Raw genomic sequence first — 19,306 nt, forward strand, 5'->3', positions numbered from 1 at the left:
AGGTTGTCTGTAAATGCCGGTCCGTGAAATGACAGAAGCCGACCTCCCGCAGGTGCTCGCGATACAGCAGCAGCTCGGTTTTCAGGAATGGAACGAACGCGAATTTATTGCCGAAATCCGCGCAAGCTATGCCCTGTGCGTCGTTTTTGAACAAACAAATTCTATCGTGGGCTACGCCATCTTCCACCTGATGGGGCCGGATTCCGAACTCCTGAGCATCGCGACATGCGAAAGCGAGCAGGGCAAGGGAATCGGAAGCGCGCTCCTGAACGCGGGATTCGAACGTCTCGACTTCGCGAACGGCGACCAAGTTTTCCTCGAAGTGCGCGAAGGCAACGAGAAAGCCCGCAAATTCTATGAGCATCATGGTTTCGCCGCTTACGCGGAACGCAAAAAATACTATTCTGATGGAGAGAATGCCGTCCTTTACAAGAAGGCATAGCCAAGGAGCGCAACGTGTCTAAAATCCTGATGAACGACAAGAACCCGCGCAAGAACCGCAAGAAGATCTGGGGCATCGTCATCGCCTCGGTCGCCTGCCTCATGGCCCTGTTCTACATCGTAATTTCCAGGAGCGGACACTGGCTAGTCGTAGACGACAAATTCGACCATGTGAAATGGGCCGTGATTCTCGATGGCCAGACGGCGAACCTGGAGCGCAACGACTTCGTGGCCGATCTCGTGCAGCAAGGCAAGGTCGATTCCGTAGTCATTCTCGGGCGCAGGGTATACCGCGACAGGAGCAACGTGGATTTTTACGCCGAAGACTTCATGCGCTTGGGCAAGTTCGACCCGGCCACCATTTTCCTTGTCCGCCACGACGACCCCTCCACGCTCAGCGAAGCCTGCACCATAATTCCTTGGCTCAAGAAGCACAAGGCGGACACCGTCCTCATCGTTACCGCCGCCCCCGCGACCCGCAGGGCAAAGCGCATATTCGAAACCCTTTCGGGTGACAAGCCGGTCTACCTGACCGCCGACATCGCCTACAACCGCCAGTACAATGCCGACGCATGGATTTTCAACAGGGAATCCCGCAAGAACTGGATTCGCGAATGGTTTGCCTACGCCAATTCCTTTTACGACCTTTTCGGCGTGTACCCGCTTTCGGAGAAGGATTCCACGTTTTTCTCGAAAATTCGCTCCATTGCCGAAGAAGAGAAGGACGAGCCCATCATAAACCTGCTCGATTTGCAGGCGAAAACGGTAGCCGAAGACAAGCCCGCGCAGGATTCCGGCAAGCAGGCCGAAACGGCCAAGGCCAAGGCTGATACCGCAAAAGCCGATTCGCTCCCCTAGCCCAGCATAGACAAACTTCCCTTTTTGCTAGATTTCTTGGCATGAAAAAATTTGTCAAGATTGCGGCAATCGTCATCGCCGTTTTAGTCGTCCTCGTCATCGCCACCCTCAAATTCGCACCCGGTATCGTGCGAAGCTATGTCGTAGGGCACTCCGAAGAACTCATCGGGCGCAAGGTCGCCATCCAGAACATATCGCTCAACCCGTTCACGTTCAAACTCGAAATTGACAGCCTCGCCGTATTCGAGAAGGACGGTGAAACGCGCTTTGTCGCCTTCGACAAGTTCCGCGTGAACGTCGACCCGCTGCGACTTTTCACGGGTACGGCCGCCGTGAGCGAAATCTACCTGAAGGGGCTATACGCACGCGTGCTCCAGCACGAAGACCGCTTCAACTTCTCCGACATCATCGAGTTCGTCGCCAAGGGCGATACGACTGCATTCGATTCGGCCATGGTCGCAGATAGCCTCGCCGCCAAGGCCGATTCTACCGGCATGGTGAACGCCGTAGAAATCGCAGACGAGCTCCCCTTCAGCATCTCGGTCGAAAACATCGTATTCGAGAAGGGAAACATCATTTACCAGGATACGAAAATCGGATCCAAGATCCAGCTCGACGACTTTTCCATCAGCATTCCCGCGGTTTACCTGAGCAACAAGCAGACCGACATCGGCGTGAGCTTCAAGTTCGCGGATGGCGGCGACCTCAACGTGAAGGTTCTCGCGAACGCGGCGACAAACGATTTCCACGTAGGGGTTGACCTGCGCAAGTTCGCGCTCGCCTGCGGAAAGCCCTACCTGAACGACTTCATCAACTACAAGGACTTCTCGGGTTCGCTCTCCGTCTTGATGGATATCGACGGCAACCTGAACCAAATTCTCGCCTCGAACGTCAAAGGAACGGTCTCGCTCGACGATATCGTGTTGACGGAAACCAGCGGGAGGACTCTCGGCGTGAACCACGTGGGCGTGGGCATCGCAAGCGCGAACGTCGAGAAGAACGAGTTCCGCATCGATTCCGTAATCGTGGACGGCGGTTTCGCGCACCTCGATCTCTACAAGAACGGCAAGACCAACATCGACGTGCTCCTGAAGAAGGGTTCCGCCGACGAGCCGGACAGCACGCAGCTTGCAGCCGACCAGCAGCTCGTTCTCGGCGATGCGCCCGATTCCACGGCAACCGAAGCGAAGCCCGAAGAAGCGGCAAGCCCGGCTGAAGAAACGCCAAAGGCCAAGCCGCTCAAGGCAAAGATAAACAAGCTCCTCGTGCAGAACACCACGGCTAGCGCGACCGACCATTCCATCACCAAGCCGTTCAACTACACCGTCAAGGCGATAACCGTGAAGGGCTCGAACATCAACTTCGACACGCCCTGCACCATCAACGTGAACGCATCGTTCCCCGAAGGCGGAAGCGTCGCCGTGAAGTACAAGGGAGCGCTCAGCGATATCGGCACGATGGATGCCTACATCAGCGTGAAGAACCTCGCCCTCAAGCATTTCAGCAACTACAGCCACCACTTTACCGGCTACCCGATAAGCGCGGGTACGCTTGCCTTCGCGAGCGAGAACAAGATAAAGAACTTCGAACTCGACAGCAAGAACGTTATCGACATCTACAACATCGACGTGGGCGACAAGGATCCGGAATCCGATCCGGAATTCCTGGTCCCGATGAAGGTGGGCCTGTACATCCTCAAGGACAAGGACGACAAGATTGAATTCGACGTTCCCGTACACGGCAACATGAAGGACCCGAAGTTCTCCATCGGGAAAATCATCTGGACGACGGTTTCGAACCTGCTTATCAAGGTGGCGCTCTCCCCGCTCAAGATGGTCGGGAACCTCGCCGCTACCGGAGCCGGGGCCATCGGTATCGACCTCGGGAAGAACGACGAAATCATCATCGACGCGACGCGCGCCTCGTTCACGAGCGAACAGTACGCCAAGGCCTCCAAGATGACCGAAGCCGTCGCGAAAGACAAGAACCTGAAGCTCATCTTCACGCAGTTCTACAACCCGCGCAAGACCACGGAAGCCTACAAAACCATCAAGCTCAAGACGGATTACTACAAGAAGTCGCAGGGCAAGGACAAACTGACCGAACTCGACGAACGCGCCATTGCTGACATGAGCAACAGCGACGAAGGATTCCAGGCATACCTCAAGGAAATCGGGGAAATCGACCAGAAGGCACTCCGCAAGGAAGTCGCCGCACTCGCCGAAACCAGGAACCAGGAATTGCTCAAGGTGCTGCAGCAACAGAAAGGCGTGACCAAGAAGAACATCACGGTCATCACGGCCCCTGCGGACAAGCTTTCGGCCCACCGCGGCAAGGCCCTGTACAAAGTGACCGTCGACGTGCAGTAAATCGCGCTCCCGATTGCCGCGGCTCTCGCCATTTGCAAAATTGGCGCTCGTTCCGAGCGCATTTGGCATCTGCGATGCCATGCGGCTGCATTTCGGCCATAGGTAATGTAAACATTACCTGCGGCACTCAATTTGCACGCATTTGGCTAGGCTCGGCCATGTCAAAACAAAAAAGTTTTGACGTCTTCGACGTCCGTGGCTACGGCTCGAAGATGCAAAAATGCTTTTTGCACTTTCTCGCCTTGCACACTTTTGCCGCGGCTCTCGCCATTTGCTAAATTTGCGCTCGTTATGAGTGAAGAAATGTGCGCCAACCTCTCCCAGAAAGTGCAGGAGATTGCAAAGGCCCCGAAGTACCGCGGAGCCATATTCCAGATTGAAGCCGACGAGAAAGGACTCGCGCTTGTAGACGTGAAGGTATCCAGCCTGAAGGTCTACCTGATGATTGACCCCGAATGCGACAAGATTCTCGAGACCAGGTTCTTTACCTACGGCGGCCCCATATTCACCGCGCTCGCCGACACGTTCTGCAAGATGATTCAGCAGAAGACCATCGACGAGGCGTGCGCCATCACCACAGTGAGCATCGAGGAAAGCCTCCGCGACACGCCCGATGTGAGGGCCATTCCGGAGAGCGCACCCGAAATTTCGCAGATGCAGACGCTTATCGAGATGGTTGCGCAGGTCTACCCCGAAAAGAAGGGAACCGCAATCCTCGTGCGCGAGAAGATGGACCGCATCAAGTACCGCACGCAGACCGCCGAAGGCCGCGCGGAAGCGGATGCGGAATGGAACGCGATGACCAAGCCACAGAAAATCGAGAAAATCGAGGCCTGGCTCCACCAGTCCGTACGCGGCATGCTTCAGGGTGACGGCGGCGACGTCGAGATCCTCGACCTGACCGAAGACAACAGGCTCAAGATACGCTACCAGGGCGCATGTGCCGGCTGCGGCTCCGCCATGGGCGGAACACTCTTCTACATCGAAGACGAACTCAAGAACAACGTGTACTACAACCTGATTGTAGAGCCCGAAGACCCGCTCGACAACCTTCCGCCGAACGCGATGTCCGATGCCGACCGCAATTTGGCCGGACTGGACGACAACAATCCTCCAGCGAGTTTGTTCTAGTTAAAAAAATGTCCTTGAGGACTCCCAACCCCAGAAGCCCGCAAAAGCGGGCTTTTATGTTTCGGGTGCCTTTTTCCTGGGCGCACGGTGCAAACTCGGGCGCTTGTTGCCCGGATGCAACGGCATGACCTTAGCCGTGGCCGAAAGAGAGTGTTCGATCTTCTCCTCACCGATGGAGGAGCACTGTCCCGAGAAAAGTCTGTTGTCAATTGCCATAAATCGTACCTGTGAAAGCGAAAATGGATAAAGCGATATTTATTCAAGATAATTTATTTTTTTCAAATGTCAACAGGCCGTGCCGCGGGAAGCCGGAAATCCCCAAAATGGCGCTATTTTTTGGAAACACTTCGTTCTAAAATCCCTTTTTAAGGTATATTTGGAGCGTTAAAATTCAAAAAAGGAATTATCTATGAGAAACTCGCTCAAACTCGACGGCCAGGTCAAGACTTACCTCGAAGAAAACGAACTCCCGAAGGCATGGTACAACGTCCGTGCCGACATGAAGAAGAAGCCCGCTCCGCTTCTGAACCCGGGCACCGGCAAGCCCGTGACCTTCGAAGACCTGCAGCCCGTGTTCTGCGACGAACTCATCAAGCAGGAACTCGACAACGATACGCCGTACATTCCTATTCCCGAAGACATCCTCACGTTCTACAAGATGTACCGTCCGTCGCCGCTGGTCCGTGCCTACTTCCTCGAACAGGCTCTCGGCACCCCGGCCCACATCTACTACAAGTTTGAAGGCAACAACACCTCGGGTTCTCACAAGCTCAACTCCGCCATCGCTCAGGCCTACTACGCCAAGAAGCAGGGCCTCAAGGGCGTGACGACCGAAACGGGTGCAGGCCAGTGGGGCACCGCCCTTTCCATGGCTTCCGCCTTCTTCGGCCTCGACTGCCAGGTGTACATGGTGAAGGTTTCCTACGAACAGAAGCCGTTCCGCCGCGAAGTGATGCGCACTTACGGTGCCAAGGTGACCCCGTCCCCGTCCATGACGACCGACATCGGCAAGAAGATCAACGCTGAATTCCCGGGCACCACCGGAAGCCTCGGCTGCGCCATCTCCGAAGCCGTGGAAGCCGCCGTGAAGCAGGAAGGCTACCGCTATGTTCTCGGTTCCGTGCTGAACCAGGTGCTCCTCCACCAGTCCGTCATCGGTCTCGAAACGAAGGCCGCCCTCGACAAGCTCGGCGTGAAGGCCGACCTCATCATCGGTTGCGCTGGCGGTGGTTCCAACCTCGGTGGTCTTATCAGCCCGTTCGTCGGCGAAAAGCTCCGTGGCGAAGCCGACTACGATATTCTCGCCGTTGAACCGGCCAGCTGCCCGAGCTTCACTCGCGGTAAGTACGCCTACGACTTCTGCGATACCGGCATGGTCTGCCCGCTCGCCAAGATGTACACGCTGGGCTCCAGCTTCATTCCGTCTGCCAACCACGCCGGTGGCCTCCGTTACCACGGCATGAGCAGCATCCTCTCTGAACTCTACGATCAGGGCCTGATGCGCGCTACTTCCGTCGAACAGACGAAGGTGTTCGAAGCCGCCAAGCTCTTCGCCCAGACCGAAGGCATCCTCCCGGCTCCGGAATCCAGCCACGCCATCCGCGCCACAATCGACGAAGCCCTCAAGTGCAAGGAATCGGGCCAGGCCAAGAACATCGTGTTCGGCCTCACCGGTACGGGTTACTTCGACATGGTCGCCTACCAGAAGTTCAACGACGGCGAAATGAACGACTACATCCCGACGGATGAAGATATCGCCAAGAGCCTCGCCAAGCTTCCGCAGATTGGCTAATCGTTAAAGCGACAACGCAATTAAAAAGCCCCGGATTAATTCCGGGGTTTTTCTTGCTATTAACGCTTTCTTTTGAAAATCAAGTTTGCGCTAGCGTATCAAAATTATTGTTCGTCACTCGTCTCTTCGGCAGGCGATTCGGCAGCCGTCTCCTGGGACTTTTTATGACGCCTTTTGCGAACGAAGTCCCAAATGCCGCCCAAGGCACCGAACACGATAATCGCGACCCAAAGGATATTGTTTATAACGAAGGCACGGATGTAATCCAGGACGCCCGGTTCCTCGGACTCATACAGGAGCAAGTCGAAAGTCTCGTCGGGGTTGTTGTACATAACGAACTTCAGGAACAAGGTCTTCTCTTTTACGACATCGATGAGGATGGTGGAGCAAATCGTAGTATCTTCTTCGCAGACCACGACATTCCCGTGGATATCGCCCCATTCCGCCTTTTTGGTGACTTCGATGCGGTTCGTAGTCTTGATGAAATCCTTAAGAATGGCGGAATCACCGGGGTTCTTGATTTTAAGAGGCACTTCGCCATCGTCGAGCTTGAGCACGATACCTTCTTTCGAGAGGACGTAGTCTTCGCCCTCATAGGTATCCTTGTTCATCGCCGCTTCGATTTCCTTTTCGGCAATCTTTCCCGTCACGGCACCGACTCCAACGCCGACCAACTTACCCAGTCCGCCACGGCCCTTGTCCGCCACAGCGGCAGAAGAGAGCAGCAAGAGAGAAATCAGGAAGACCAGAATGGACTTCGGGAGGAAAGCACGATTATTTTGTTCACGATTGAGGATATTCATGTTGTTCTCCATAATTTGTCCCCAAAGATAACAATTCGCATTCTCTTACTTTATTTCAACCAAGAATTCGAGAGCCAGATTCCCGTCACGAGTGAGGGCGACTTGAGGCTTTGTCGGGAAATCCGCCAGGCGCTTGCGCAGGATTTTCACAAGCTCCTGCCCGAAATCCGGTCGCAGCCCGAAGTTCAGGTCAAACGAAATTTTCGCATAGGCGACATTCCCCTTGAACTGATTCTTTTCGACAGGAACAGCCTTCTTCTTGATATCGAGAAATTCGACTTTGCACGTACCCTCGGTTCCAAGGATATTTTTCCAGGCACCGTTGAACTTTTCGGCAAAGTCCAGCACATCGCCGAAGTTCTTGCGGTACCTCGCGCCCACATTTTTCACAAGGCCGTACCGGCCGTAATTCGAAGTATCCACGAAAACGACGCGGTCCATTTTCTCGACAACCGCCGCGACGTTCTTGACCGCCTCGCCGACGGAATCAGCCTTCGCAGACCCTTCCACATGATTGCGCAACTCGCGCAGGGCGTTTTCGACAGCATAGACATGGGTGAGCAAATCTTCGCCGGAGAACGAGGCGAAACGCTTCAAAGGAGCGGGCACAATCCATTCGCCACGATTAAAATCATAAGTAAATTTGTCCTTGCCGCCCTTGTTCTTCAGGTGCATCACGGTCGAGCGGTCCGCCATAAGCGACAGGGAATCAAACGTCAACACCATAGACGGATAGGGTTTCAGGATAGAATCAGCCACCGTCGGTTTTACACTCACGTCATACCGCAACTTCGCTCGACCCATGCCACGTGCATTATCGAACTTTACCGTAAACAAGCCAACCTCCATTGACGGGACCTGTGCCGACAGCGACACGTCCACCTTGTCCAAGATGATTTCGTCATAGACCAGCCAGTTCGCGTCCGTCACGTAGACCAAGACCTTCACATAGAAATTTACCGAGGCATCAACATCCTTGGCATTCAGCAGTCCCGTGTCGACATTCCCCTTGTACTTGAGCGTTTTGGGCCTAACCTTGAACACGATGTAGTTCTTGCCTTTACGCAATTTGACTTTACCGGACACGGCAGGCAGGGAATCACCGTACAGTTCCACAAAATCGCGTTCACTGTATTCCTTGTGAACATCCTGAAGGGCGTGGTTCAAGAAGGCCACGCCACCCAACGGAAGTTTTTCGACAAAGACGCTATCCAAGATTTTCTTCGCTTCCGCCAGAATAATCAGGTCGTCATCGCCTATCGTTGCGTCTATGGCATATTCAGCGACCCGAAAATAATTATCGATATTCTTGGCGACATCCCCTAAGCTGTAGCTCGTTTTGCCGAACGAAAAACCCTTGCTTTCAAGGAACGGAATTTCGATTTTTTCCAGCGGTTCAAAAAAATTATCTAGCGAAAAATACGGTTCGATTTCACGCGACAACTGCAAATTATCCTTCGCCCCGTCCTTGGACAGGAAAATCTTGAAATTACCACCTTGGACCTGCGTCGGCCAGCTTTTCGTATCCACGTCCGTCAATCCGGGCATTTCCAAGACGAACGATTCGAAATTCGTCTTCATCGCAGAACCATTCTTGTCTTTATTATACTTGAAATCAAACGAAACCGTAGTATTGAGGGCGGACTGTTTTTTCATCAGCCCGAAATCCAGTAGCACGCTATCCGTATTGAGCTTGAAATCAAGGCCCGACAAATAAACAAAGTCGTCTGAAAAACAGGAATCACCTTTCAAAGCCAAGAGGTCGATGGTACGCAATTTGGTATTCGCACCACGTCCCACATTGAGTCCAATGGCAGAAAAGAAACGGGAAAACCGCCTCAAGGAACTATTCCTTATATTCAAGGAATCCATCGTCTTTTTCAGACCCGGCAAGTCCAGCAGCAACGTATCCTTGTTTTCCCTCATATTGCCCCGCAAGGCGAGCATTATGTTCGTCCTCGCCGCATCGACCATACCGACCATTTCCGATGCGCTGTACCATCTACCGTCTATTTTCAAGGATCCACCCATCCCGATATACGGAATAACAAAATTCTCGTCAAATCGAGGCATGCTCGAGTCCGCACTGACGACATCGAGTTTCAAGGCTGTCGACGGATCATTGGACTTCGCATTTTTCTTGCCGCATAAAACATTCGGCGCATACGGAGGCGCTTTTGTATCCAAGTAGACATCTTCTACATCGAGATCTTGCAAGTACGCATAAGCCCCGCCAACACAAAACACAAAGGCGGTAACTACAAAAGAACCGATAAAATTGCGAACAAAATTCATAATTTTCTCCTCATGGCGTTTTTCATAACGCCTTTTCGATAAAATACAAAAATGAATAAATCTGACCAATCCGGGTGGACTAGCAGCTCACGGCAAGTTCACTGATGGCGAGCGCAGGTACCTGATAACTGGAGAACGGATTGTAGTATTCGTTCCCGACAGCGACAATGTTCTTCATGATGTCGAAGAAGTTTCCGCTGAGGGTCACGCCATCGACCGGATGCTGGACGACACCGTTCTCGCACCAGAAACCGTGCGCACCGATGCTCAGTTCTCCGCTCACGGAATTGCAGCCCGAATTGCCTTCGAGACGAACCACGAAAAGGCACTTGGGGAACATCTTCAAAAGTTCAGCCGTCCCCCGCTCGCCCGCCGGCACAAGCACGTTGTGGAACGCGGTAGTCATCTTGCTCCCGAAGCCGCGGGCACCGTTCCCGGTAGACTTGCAACCCGCCTTGGAGGCCGTCTCCAGGTTGTAAAGCGCAGACGTAAAGCGCCCGCCATCGACAACCTTCACGCGCTCCGCGGGCACGCCTTCGGAATCGACGTAGGTCACGTGCTGGAACATTTCACCCTGCGGGTCATTCCAGAGGGAAAACGCCGGAGAGGCAATCATCTCGCCTTCCTTGCCGGCAAGGCGAGAAAGTCCCTTCTGCATAGTCTCCGCAAAGAAGGGCGGCTCGTACATGCTCAGGAAGCGAGCCGCAATGCGTTCCGAAAGCACGACAGGAATGTTGCCGCCTTCAATCTTTTTCGCACCGAAAAGTTCCGTCGCGTATGTGGCCGCACGGGTGGCAATTTCATCGATGCTGAAGCTGTTCCAATCGCGGCCCGACTTCACGAAGTTGCCAAGCTTGGTAACGCCATCGCGGCTTGCCACGGCACCAACACCCGCAGAAGCGGCATTTGAGCGGACCTCGTAAAAAGCGCCCTTGCTGTTTGCAACCACAAAGGTGTTGTGGTCAGTATCTGCACCGAGGTACGGAATATTCTGGATTTCGCTAGACTTCGCAAAGGTCGCCTTCTCGAGGTCGATGCAGAAGTCCTTCATCTTAGCAAGGTCAAGACTTTCGAGTGCCGGATCGTAGTTCGGCTGGCCTGCGGGAACCTCGACCGGAGCGGGCAATTCGATATCCACCTTCTCCGTCCAAGCCGTGTGCGAAAGCGCATCCTTGAGCGTCTGCTGCAGGGATTCCTTCGTGAGGCGTTCCGTGTGCGCGTAGCCCGGATGACCGTCCTTGATAACGCGAATGCCTACCCCGACGGAATCGGAAATTTCGGTATTCTGCACCTGGCCCTGAAAAACGGAAAGGCCTTCAGAATGCGTATTGGATGCGATGACATCGAACTGTTCTGCCTCGCCCTTTGCGAGGTCGCATATACAAGAAACTGCGTCGGTAATATTCATTATGCATTCCTCTTTGCTTTGCTGGCCAGCATGCGCCAGTAAGCGGCAGGGCTGCCAGTCACGGATTCCAGAGCGGAGGCCAGTTCGAGCGTAATCTCGACCGTACCTGCAATCAAGCCCTCAAGCGTCTCCATCGAGACTCCCAGACGGCGGGCAAATTCAGCCTTGTCCATCTTGAGCCATTCGATACCTTCGAGAATTGCCTGCCCCGGAGTGGGCGTTCCATGCCTTGCCATAATTAGTTCCTAGTCATTAGTCATTGGTCACTAGAAGTCCACGTCCTTCCAGCCTTCCGCACCGAAGCGGAGGTCGCGTTCCACAAATTCCCAAATCAAGAGTTTCTTGCCCTTGAGCACGCCTGCCTTGCGGGCGAGTTTTTCGCGCACCAGCGTGGAAGCGCCGCCATCGCTCACGATAGATGCGACCGGGCGGTTCATGTTCTTCGCGAAATGCGCAATCCAGCCGGCGTTCACGGGAGCGTCTGTCTGGTAGATACGGCTGAAACTGTCGCCGAGAATCAAGATTTCGGACTTGCGGAAATCGTCCTTGAAGGGGGTTACAGTTGTGTCATAAATGAGCGAGTTGTCGTAATAGAGCGAGTCTTTACCCACGCAAAAATGAGACCTATAACACGATATATCTCCTTGGCAATTTTTGTTCAACGAATCCAAGCAATCGTGTAAACTCTGACCCGAACCCGTGTCACTTTTTTCCACGATGTTCTGTTGCATCACAACATGTCCCGTCACTTTCTGCACTTTGAACACGCCAAACTTGTTCAGTCCGCTCATCTCGCCCACATCGCCCATGCGGTCGGCAACGGAATCAGAACTGGCGTAGCTCACGCTTTCTTCACCAATGTCCACAAAGCCCGCATCCGCCATTTCACGTACCTTCTTCGAGATTTCAGCAGCGGCAAGTTCAGCTCCGCGCGGAGTCCAGTGCGTGTCATCGTTCAGGTAGAGCGGCCCGAGGCTCGCATCGTCCTTCTTCGCAGCCAGCAGCGGTGTATATAAATCAACAGTATTAAAGCCAGCACGCGTAAGCGAATCAAGGATTTTCTTGCCATGGCCCGCGCCGTTCAATCCTGAAGCATTCTCAGCACCCACAGCAGCCGAAGCGCCGGTCAGCCGTTCAGGATAGATGCTCGGCTTGCCCGGGGTAACCACCACGAGCAGTTCCACGCCCTTCGCCTTGAGCTGGTCACGGAATTTTTCAATTGCCGTAATCGGGTTGTCGAGCTTCGCGCTGCGCACGTCCAGCGGGGACGGCTGCACCAGGAATTCAACGTCCTGCCGGTAGAATAGCCAGCGGTCGGACGCCTCGGCTGTTTCGCGCCCGCAAGACTTGCCAATGCATTTGCCCGCAGCGCCCAGCACGACCTTCTCGCCCGGGTCGTTGAAAATATTCCATACAGCGAGCTGGTAGCGCGGGCGCACGGCAAGCACCAGCGCATTCTCGTCTTCGACCTTCTTCTCGAAGGCGCGCAGGTAACGGCTCGTCCATACGCCATAATGCTTGACCGCAAGGAACGCACGCCAGAGCGAGAACTGCTCAAACTCGCCCACGACCGCCTTCAGGGTAGAATCAGCTGCCTTGAAATTTTCCGGCTCGTCCTCGAGGGTTGCAAGCAGCGTATCCGCCTGCTTGAGCAGCTTGTAGCCTACCTCCGCGGTATCGAGCTGCGCATACGCATTGACGGTCAGCGCAACCGCCTCCAAATCCGAAAGCGCCCCGATGACCGGTTCCAGCGCATCCGCAGTTTCTGCACCGCCCGCGATGGCCTCTCGCGCACCGCGCCAGGCAGAGTCCAGCCTAGCCGCGCCCGCTGCCATGTTCGACTCGCGCACGAACGGCGTGTAGACAACGTCCTTAAAGATGTCGAAGGAGACAAACCGTTTCTCGCCACGCAGGTCCGCGACCGCCTGCACCGTAAACGGAAGCAGGAGCAAGAGAGCAAACAAAACAACTATTGCAATGTACTTTTTATTCACGAGATGAAAGATACAAAAATGAAGGCGGCACGTTCCAACCCCAATGTCATGCTGAGGACGCTCAGCAACAGATATAAACATTCTGACCCTGCCGTCATGCTGAGGACGCTCAGCATCAGATATAAACATTCCGACCCTGTCCTGACCTGCGTCAGGATGACCAAGCGTCAGGGTGACTGTGGAGAGTGTCCTCAGGGTGACGATGGAACAAAAAAAGCTGGCGGAATAATCCACCAGCGTAAAGACCCGGTCCGCGACTCGAACGCGGAGCTCATCCTTAGGAGGGACGCGTTTTATCCTGTTAAACTAACCAGGCATGCAACCGACGGCCTTGCGGCACATCAAGTTCGCGACAAATATAACTAAAAGCGCCAAATTTGTCAGCGGAAAAAACTACGCCTAGTAAGCGTGGTCGCAGTCCACGTTCTCCTTGCCCTTGATACCGTTCGCGCACTCGATGAGGCCCTGGAGTTCGCCGTTACGGAACGTACCCCAGCTCTTCTTGTCCTTCTTCTCGGTAAGGCAAACCTTGTTCGTAGTCGTGGAGTCGATGCCTTCCTGGCCATTCACGGGAATCCAGTCGTAGCACGTCTCCTTCACGGTAAACGTCATGTACTTGCCGTCGAGCTTGCCATCGCGGTAGTTGCCGAAGGAATAGCCGAGATCGTTAGGACCGTGGAGCTTGCCCTTCTTGTAGTCGATGGTCACCTTGTCCTTCGGCTTGTTCTTTTCGCGCTCTTCTTTCTTCTTGGCGAAAGCCTCTTCGGCTTCCTTCTTCTTCTTGCCCTTGAGCTTGGAGATGCGCTTCTTTTCTTTCTTGTCGGCAGCCTCGATAGCTTCCGGATCTTCGACAAACGGGTAGTGCACCACCACGCGCCCATGAATCTCGTTATCCCAGTACGGGATTTCGGCCATGAGGAATCCCTTGTGCGAGAACATGTTCACCATGCCATGCACAGCACCCTTGCGGTACGGGACTTCGAGGTGGAGGAAGTAGTACTTCTCGAGTTTCTTCTTTTTCTTTTTGTCGGTCACGCTCAGGTTGTCCATCGCGCTGTAGCGGTAGAACTTGGCGGTGCCGTTCTTCACGCCGTGGAAGTATTCGGCGGTGTAAAGCACCTTGCCGAAGTCCTTGCCCTGGCGGGCCGGGAGCGTGAGGTCGTTGCCGTAGCCGGTCTCGTGACCATGGAACTTGCCTTCCTCGTCGACGTTCATGACGTTCTCGACGTAACCGTTCACGAGGAACCCGGTCCACGTGTTGCCGTCCTTGCAGCGCACGTCACTATAGTCGGGGAAACTGCCGATGGATTCGGGCAACAGCTTTTCGGGAAGGCCCGAGATGCTGAACACGCCCTTCTTGTCCCAATCGAGGAACCTTTCGGTACCGGGACGTTCGTGATACTGGAAGAAGCAGAGGATGCTGTCGGCGTTCGCCTTGTGCTCCTGGAAATACTTGCCGAAGTCGGTCAAGTTGGAATTGTCGTCGCCCTTCGACTTCTTCTTGGAATCGGGGAACTTCTGCGCGACGGCACCATTGACCTTGCCGCCCTCCTTGAAGTCGGAGAGCTTGAAGCCGCTGTTGTTCAGGTGGTCGACGCACATGTCGAGGCTCTTCGAGTAGGTTTCACTCGTATCGCTGCAGTCCTTCGCATGGCACGGAAGAATCTGGAACTGCGGCAAATCCCATACTTTGTTCACTTTCGTGAGGATTTCGCCTTCCTGCCAGTCCATGCCCTCGGTCTCTTCCACATTGAAGCAACCACAAATCCAGGCGTCGCCGTAGGTCTTGATGCCCAGACGCTCTTGTTCGGAAGGGGTCACATGCGCGACGTTTTCCATCCAGCAGTCAAAATATTTCGGGGAAAGTTCCTGCGCGCCAGCAACGGTAACGGCGGCGGCAAGCATAAAAAAGGCTTTGTACAGAGGTCTTTTCATTTGTGTTTTCCTATTCCGAAATAAATATAGACAACTTTTTCTGTTACGCAACAGGTTGTAAGAAAAAAACGTGGAAGAAAACGCCACGGAAGCACCGGAGCGCATCAACCGCCCGAAAGTTTGACCGTATAGCCTTTCTTTTCGAGTTCTGTTTTCAAAATATTACGTTTGTCGCCCTGGATTTCGATGTTGAAATCCTTTACCGAGCCACCTACCCCGCACTTCTGCTTGAGCGCGCGGGCCAAGTCCTTCAGCTCGTCCTCGTCCAGCGGGATTCCCGAAACGACGCTCGCCATCTTGCCGCCACCCAGGCGCTTGAGCGTTATGCGCACGACGCCGTCGCCCTGCGGGCGCTCGGCCTTCGGTTTTTCCTCTTTCACGCGGCCTACTCCGGTCGCAAAAACAAGCGTTGAACGATCTTCGATAGACATTACTGCCTCTCCTCTTTGCCGGCGCTATTCTCAGCCTCGGAACTGGCGGTTTTCTCCGCTTCAGCACCGCCCGCGGCATCCCCAGCCGGCGATTCACCTTCCTTTATAATCGGATGCTCCATCTTCACGAGGCGCGGATCCTGGTGGTTGAACACGAGCGCGCAAATCACGATGACGGCGACATAAAAGAGCAATGCGGCAAGGAGCGCAAGCAAATCGCCCGACACGGCCTGCACCTTCACGAAAATAAGGACGCAGCACGGCATGGCGAGCAGGCACAAGATACCCGGAATGTTTTTCTTCATGGAGTGAAAGATAGTAAACAGCGAGATGCGATTATACGAAAAAAGGGTCGGCATTGGCTGTCCGACCCCGTCCTGACTTGCGTCACGGTAATATTCAAAGGAACTGTTACTTGACGTCCATGTCGTACGTCTTGCCGTCGGCAGTGACCTGATAGCGGCCCTTGAACCCGCGGAAATGCGCGACGCCGTCTTCACCGGCGACTGCGGTAGTCTCAGTGGTCCAGACCTTGTGCCACAGGTCGTAAACGCGCTTCGCGGCAGGCTTCTCGCGACCGTCGGCAGCGACGATGCCACCGTTCTTGACCCAATGGCGGTTGTCCCAGAATCCCCACAGCACGATGCCGTTGATGGCGGGATGGCTGAACGCCGTACGGATGAAGGTTTCGAACTTTTCGGCCTGCACCTCTTCGCTGTCGTTCATGCCCACCTGCCAGTCACCCACGTCGAACTCGGTGACCTTGATGGGAAGCCCGAGCTTTGCGAGCTTGTCGAGGCGTTCCTTGATGAGTCCCGGCACCACCGGACGCAGGCCGAAGTGGCACTGCACGCCGATACCGTGAACAGGCACCTTGCGGTCAAGCATTCCCTTGATGAGGCTTACGTAGCGGTCGGTCTCGCCCGCGGCAACCACGTTGTACTCGTTGATGTAGAGCTTCGCGTCGGGGTCCGCGCGGTGCGCCCAGATGAACGCGCTGTCGAGGACACCCCAACCACAGGTATTGAAGGTGTAGGATTCGTGCAGAGGTTCGTTCCACACGTCGTATTCCGTAATCTTGCCCTTGTATTCCTTGAGGTCGCGTTCGATGCGCGCCTTCAGGTACTTCTCGAAATCCTTGCAGTGCTTGGGCTTCTCGGGGTTAGAATAGTGCTTGTCGAAACCGTAGCCCTGGTGGCCCCACATGAGGGCGTGGCCACGCAACTTCCAGCCGTATTCCTGCGTGAAGTACACGTAGCGGTACATTTCCTCTTTCTTTATCTTGCCCTTCTTCGGCTCGTATTCGGGCCACTTGAACTGGTTCTCGCTCACCGCATGCCAGAAGAACTTCCGAGCCTCGGCCTTGTACCAGTTCTCGACGCTGTCGCGCTTGTCGCCCGTCGTGATGTTGAGCGCCGTACCGAACGGGAACGCGTGGCGCTTGAGTTTCACCGAGACCTTCGAACCCGGCTTCGCCTTCACGGTGAAGTCCTTCTTGCGCAGGCTGTCGATGCGGGATTCCGCAGCATTGTACCAGGCGGTATCCATCGCGTCGGACTTTTCGATTTCCACGTCGTCAATCTGCATCCAGCCCTTCTGGAGGCCCACATGGAACGTGACGTTGTTGAGCCCGTAGCCCTTCTGGTCGGCAAGGAACGTCATCGAGAAGGTCTGCCACTTGTCGGTGAGCTGGAAGCTTCCGCTTTCCTTCTGGCGGTAGTCCGGAGGGCCGCCCTGCACCACGGCGTTGATAGGCATGTTGCCCTTCGCCTTGAACGTGAGCGTGTAGTAGGCGGAATCCGCAAGCCACTTGGGCGGCTGCAACTGGAGGCCCCACCAGATTTTCGGGAGTTCCTTCACCACGACCTTCGCGCCTTCGGAACCGTCTACGCCGAGACCCATGACACCGATCTGCTGTTCGACCTTCGCCGGACCGTCCGGGTTGTTCCACAGGTACCACCCGCCGTCGCCATAAGACATGTCGCCGTTGGTCAGCACGTTCTGCGCCAGGGCCGGAGCGGCAATCACGGCCGCCGTAAAGGCAATCGCCGATTTAACTTTCGAGAAATCCATAATAAACCTCTTTCCTTTCGCCCAGAATATAACTTATGGGCCAGCACTTTACTTCTATAAAATGCCTTTTTTCGGTTACAAAAATGAACAGAAGTGTTTGAGAAAATACCAAAGTGTAGCAAGTGTATCTAAACCAGCCTTTTTAGCCCGCCTTTTCAGCTATCTATTGTCCTGCGGTTCATTTTTATTACTTTTAAAGCATGCATTACACACCCTACCGCGATTTGCTCCTCAGGCTATTCCCGAACTACCTCAAGGTGCGCAAGCTCCCGCTGAACGGCGGCATGAGCTGCCCGAACCTCGACGGCACCAAGGGATTCTCCGGATGCAGCTACTGCAACAACCGCAGTTTCAGCCCGGTGTTTGACCAGGCGAAAGTCTCCATCCAGGAACAGCTCGACAAGTTCGTGCCGCGCCTGCGCGAAAAGTACCCGCATGCGGGCATCCTCGCCTACCTGCAGCCGTACACGAACACGCACGCGCCGCTCGAGCACCTGAAGGGAATCATCGACCCGATTATAAACCACGAAGAAATTGCGGGACTCGCGATAGGGACCCGCCCGGACTGCCTCGAACCCGAAAAGGTGGCATACCTCGCCGAGATAAACAAGAAGAAGCCGGTCATCGTGGAAATCGGCCTGCAGACGGCAAACGACCTTACGCTCGCGGCCATCAACCGCAGGCACACACTCGCCGAATTCGAAGACGCGGTGAAGCGCTGCCAGGCGGCCGCCCTCACCGTCACCACGCACGTGATTGTCGGGCTCCCCGGCGAGACATTGGTAGATTTCAAGAAGACGGCCGAAGTCGTACGCGACCTGCACCTCGCCGCCGTGAAGATTCACCCGCTGCACATCGTCGCGGGTACCGTGATGGCACAGGATTTTTCCGCCGGAGAAATCAAGCTGCTGGAATTCGAGGAATACTGCGCCGCCGTCGCCGAGATGATAAAGATTATCGGGCCCGGGACCGCCATCGAGCGCTTCAGCGGCGAAAGCCCGAGCGACATGCTCATCGCCCCGAACTGGTGCGGAGAACGCGACAGGATTATCGCCACCGTAGAAAGCATTCTGGACAGGGATTAAAATGAAAAAAATCGAAGACTACATCATTTCCGTTCCGGATTTCCCGAAGCCGGGCATCCTGTTCCGCGACATCACGGGAATCCTGAACGATGCCGAAGGCCTAAGGCTCACGCTCGAAGCCCTCTACAAGGCGCTCGAAAACGTAGAATTCGACCTGATTGCCGGACTCGAGGCGCGAGGCTTCCTGTTCGGGGTATCGCTCGCCGAGCATTTTCACAAGCCGTTCGTGCCCGTACGCAAAAAAGGCAAGCTCCCCCGCGAAACAGTTTCGATAGAATACGACCTCGAATACGGCAGCGCCTGCATCGAGGTGCACAAGGACGCCGTGAAGCCGGGACAGAAGGTGGTCATCATTGACGACCTGCTCGCGACCGGCGGTACGGCGAAAGCGGCGGCACGCCTCATCGAGAAGTTGGGCGGCAAGGTGGAAATGCTCCTGTTCGTCATCGAGCTCTTCGACCTGCATGGCCGCGACGTGCTGAAGGGCTACAACATCGAGACGCTCACGAGATTCCCGGGGCACTAGGACACCCGCCGCACAGACGCCACCGCGCATCAAAAAAAGCATCCAAAAAAAGGGACCCGCCGGCGAAGCCGGCGGTTCTTCATATACGGGCGTAGCCCTACAATACTAGCGGCGTGCAAGGGCACGCACGTCAATCTGCCACCTGCAAAAGTCCTTACTTGGCCG

General features: G+C 54.9%; 17 protein-coding genes and 1 tRNA gene. 7 read left to right on the forward strand and 11 right to left on the reverse strand.

What is annotated here, in order from left to right:
* Positions 1-13 precede the first annotated feature (13 nt).
* The 4 genes from rimI to IK012_RS00695 all read left to right on the forward strand — a co-directional run bounded on the left by rimI (position 14) and on the right by IK012_RS00695 (position 4,799).
* A complete protein-coding gene (gene rimI / locus IK012_RS00680) occupies positions 14-442 on the forward strand; it encodes a ribosomal protein S18-alanine N-acetyltransferase (RefSeq protein WP_173379549.1) in 429 nt (142 codons plus the stop codon).
* A gap of 14 nt (positions 443-456) precedes the next feature.
* Positions 457-1,299 (forward strand): ElyC/SanA/YdcF family protein, encoded by an 843-nt coding sequence (locus IK012_RS00685; RefSeq protein ID WP_290949341.1) that lies wholly within the window; start codon positions 457-459, stop codon positions 1,297-1,299.
* 41 nt (positions 1,300-1,340) lie between these two features.
* Positions 1,341-3,668: a DUF748 domain-containing protein gene (locus IK012_RS00690; protein WP_290949343.1), complete on the forward strand. Its 2,328-nt coding sequence runs from the start codon at positions 1,341-1,343 to the stop codon at positions 3,666-3,668.
* 291 nt (positions 3,669-3,959) lie between these two features.
* On the forward strand, positions 3,960-4,799 hold the full coding sequence (locus tag IK012_RS00695; protein WP_290949345.1) for a NifU family protein: 840 nt from the start codon (positions 3,960-3,962) through the stop codon (positions 4,797-4,799).
* A gap of 54 nt (positions 4,800-4,853) precedes the next feature.
* Here the strand turns inward: IK012_RS00695 and IK012_RS00700 are convergent, their stop codons facing one another.
* The gene (locus IK012_RS00700) at positions 4,854-5,015 is read right to left on the reverse strand and encodes a hypothetical protein (RefSeq protein ID WP_173343440.1); all 162 of its coding nucleotides are present in this window, start codon (positions 5,013-5,015) and stop codon (positions 4,854-4,856) included.
* Between the two features lie 193 nt (positions 5,016-5,208).
* On the opposite strand from IK012_RS00700, the gene IK012_RS00705 reads away from it, so the two are divergent.
* Positions 5,209-6,591 carry a TrpB-like pyridoxal phosphate-dependent enzyme gene (locus tag IK012_RS00705; protein ID WP_290949348.1) on the forward strand — a complete coding sequence of 461 codons (1,383 nt, stop codon included), beginning with the start codon at positions 5,209-5,211 and terminating at the stop codon, positions 6,589-6,591.
* 104 nt (positions 6,592-6,695) lie between these two features.
* Here the strand turns inward: IK012_RS00705 and IK012_RS00710 are convergent, their stop codons facing one another.
* The 10 genes from IK012_RS00710 to IK012_RS00755 all read right to left on the reverse strand — a co-directional run bounded on the left by IK012_RS00710 (position 6,696) and on the right by IK012_RS00755 (position 17,530).
* Complete coding sequence (locus tag IK012_RS00710) at positions 6,696-7,394, reverse strand: hypothetical protein (RefSeq protein WP_290949350.1); 699 nt, start codon at positions 7,392-7,394, stop codon at positions 6,696-6,698.
* A gap of 45 nt (positions 7,395-7,439) precedes the next feature.
* Entirely contained in the window at positions 7,440-9,689 is a 2,250-nt protein-coding gene (locus IK012_RS00715; protein ID WP_290949352.1) for a hypothetical protein, read from the reverse strand.
* A gap of 79 nt (positions 9,690-9,768) precedes the next feature.
* Positions 9,769-11,097, reverse strand: a complete 1,329-nt coding sequence (locus IK012_RS00720; protein WP_290949354.1) for a TldD/PmbA family protein — start codon at positions 11,095-11,097, stop codon at positions 9,769-9,771.
* Positions 11,097-11,333 (reverse strand): helix-turn-helix domain-containing protein, encoded by a 237-nt coding sequence (locus IK012_RS00725; protein WP_173379540.1) that lies wholly within the window; start codon positions 11,331-11,333, stop codon positions 11,097-11,099. Before IK012_RS00725 ends, IK012_RS00720 begins: the two co-directional genes overlap by 1 nt.
* Before the next feature lie 30 nt (positions 11,334-11,363).
* Positions 11,364-13,091: a hypothetical protein gene (locus tag IK012_RS00730; protein ID WP_290949357.1), complete on the reverse strand. Its 1,728-nt coding sequence runs from the start codon at positions 13,089-13,091 to the stop codon at positions 11,364-11,366.
* Between the two features lie 243 nt (positions 13,092-13,334).
* Positions 13,335-13,407, reverse strand: a tRNA-Arg gene (locus IK012_RS00735).
* 83 nt (positions 13,408-13,490) lie between these two features.
* Positions 13,491-15,026 carry a hypothetical protein gene (locus tag IK012_RS00740; protein ID WP_290949358.1) on the reverse strand — a complete coding sequence of 512 codons (1,536 nt, stop codon included), beginning with the start codon at positions 15,024-15,026 and terminating at the stop codon, positions 13,491-13,493.
* 104 nt (positions 15,027-15,130) lie between these two features.
* Positions 15,131-15,457 carry a stress response translation initiation inhibitor YciH gene (locus IK012_RS00745; protein ID WP_173379537.1) on the reverse strand — a complete coding sequence of 109 codons (327 nt, stop codon included), beginning with the start codon at positions 15,455-15,457 and terminating at the stop codon, positions 15,131-15,133.
* Positions 15,457-15,762 carry a hypothetical protein gene (locus IK012_RS00750; protein WP_290949359.1) on the reverse strand — a complete coding sequence of 102 codons (306 nt, stop codon included), beginning with the start codon at positions 15,760-15,762 and terminating at the stop codon, positions 15,457-15,459. The genes IK012_RS00745 and IK012_RS00750 overlap by 1 nt, the downstream gene beginning before the upstream one ends.
* Before the next feature lie 106 nt (positions 15,763-15,868).
* Positions 15,869-17,530, reverse strand: coding sequence for an endo-1,4-beta-xylanase (locus IK012_RS00755; RefSeq protein WP_290949361.1), 1,662 nt, complete (start codon positions 17,528-17,530; stop codon positions 15,869-15,871).
* A 200-nt stretch (positions 17,531-17,730) separates the two neighbouring features.
* On the opposite strand from IK012_RS00755, the gene IK012_RS00760 reads away from it, so the two are divergent.
* Positions 17,731-18,615 (forward strand): TIGR01212 family radical SAM protein, encoded by an 885-nt coding sequence (locus IK012_RS00760; protein WP_173384094.1) that lies wholly within the window; start codon positions 17,731-17,733, stop codon positions 18,613-18,615.
* A 1-nt stretch (position 18,616) separates the two neighbouring features.
* Positions 18,617-19,141: an adenine phosphoribosyltransferase gene (locus IK012_RS00765; protein WP_173379533.1), complete on the forward strand. Its 525-nt coding sequence runs from the start codon at positions 18,617-18,619 to the stop codon at positions 19,139-19,141.
* Positions 19,142-19,306: the final 165 nt, after the last annotated feature.

This window comes from Fibrobacter sp. (assembly GCF_017551775.1).
Taxonomy (GTDB): Bacteria; Fibrobacterota; Fibrobacteria; order Fibrobacterales; family Fibrobacteraceae; genus Fibrobacter.

Coding starts and splice junctions, on each gene's coding strand:
- rimI (WP_173379549.1), top strand. CDS start 14: ATGCCGGTCCGTGAAATGACAGAAGCCGACCTCCCGCAGGTGCTCGCG.
- IK012_RS00690 (WP_290949343.1), top strand. CDS start 1,341: ATGAAAAAATTTGTCAAGATTGCGGCAATCGTCATCGCCGTTTTAGTC.
- IK012_RS00695 (WP_290949345.1), top strand. CDS start 3,960: ATGAGTGAAGAAATGTGCGCCAACCTCTCCCAGAAAGTGCAGGAGATT.
- IK012_RS00700 (WP_173343440.1), bottom strand. CDS start 5,015: ATGGCAATTGACAACAGACTTTTCTCGGGACAGTGCTCCTCCATCGGT.
- IK012_RS00705 (WP_290949348.1), top strand. CDS start 5,209: ATGAGAAACTCGCTCAAACTCGACGGCCAGGTCAAGACTTACCTCGAA.
- IK012_RS00710 (WP_290949350.1), bottom strand. CDS start 7,394: ATGAATATCCTCAATCGTGAACAAAATAATCGTGCTTTCCTCCCGAAG.
- IK012_RS00715 (WP_290949352.1), bottom strand. CDS start 9,689: ATGAATTTTGTTCGCAATTTTATCGGTTCTTTTGTAGTTACCGCCTTT.
- IK012_RS00720 (WP_290949354.1), bottom strand. CDS start 11,097: ATGAATATTACCGACGCAGTTTCTTGTATATGCGACCTCGCAAAGGGC.
- IK012_RS00725 (WP_173379540.1), bottom strand. CDS start 11,333: ATGGCAAGGCATGGAACGCCCACTCCGGGGCAGGCAATTCTCGAAGGT.
- IK012_RS00740 (WP_290949358.1), bottom strand. CDS start 15,026: ATGAAAAGACCTCTGTACAAAGCCTTTTTTATGCTTGCCGCCGCCGTT.
- IK012_RS00745 (WP_173379537.1), bottom strand. CDS start 15,457: ATGTCTATCGAAGATCGTTCAACGCTTGTTTTTGCGACCGGAGTAGGC.
- IK012_RS00750 (WP_290949359.1), bottom strand. CDS start 15,762: ATGAAGAAAAACATTCCGGGTATCTTGTGCCTGCTCGCCATGCCGTGC.
- IK012_RS00755 (WP_290949361.1), bottom strand. CDS start 17,530: ATGGATTTCTCGAAAGTTAAATCGGCGATTGCCTTTACGGCGGCCGTG.
- IK012_RS00760 (WP_173384094.1), top strand. CDS start 17,731: ATGCATTACACACCCTACCGCGATTTGCTCCTCAGGCTATTCCCGAAC.
- IK012_RS00765 (WP_173379533.1), top strand. CDS start 18,617: ATGAAAAAAATCGAAGACTACATCATTTCCGTTCCGGATTTCCCGAAG.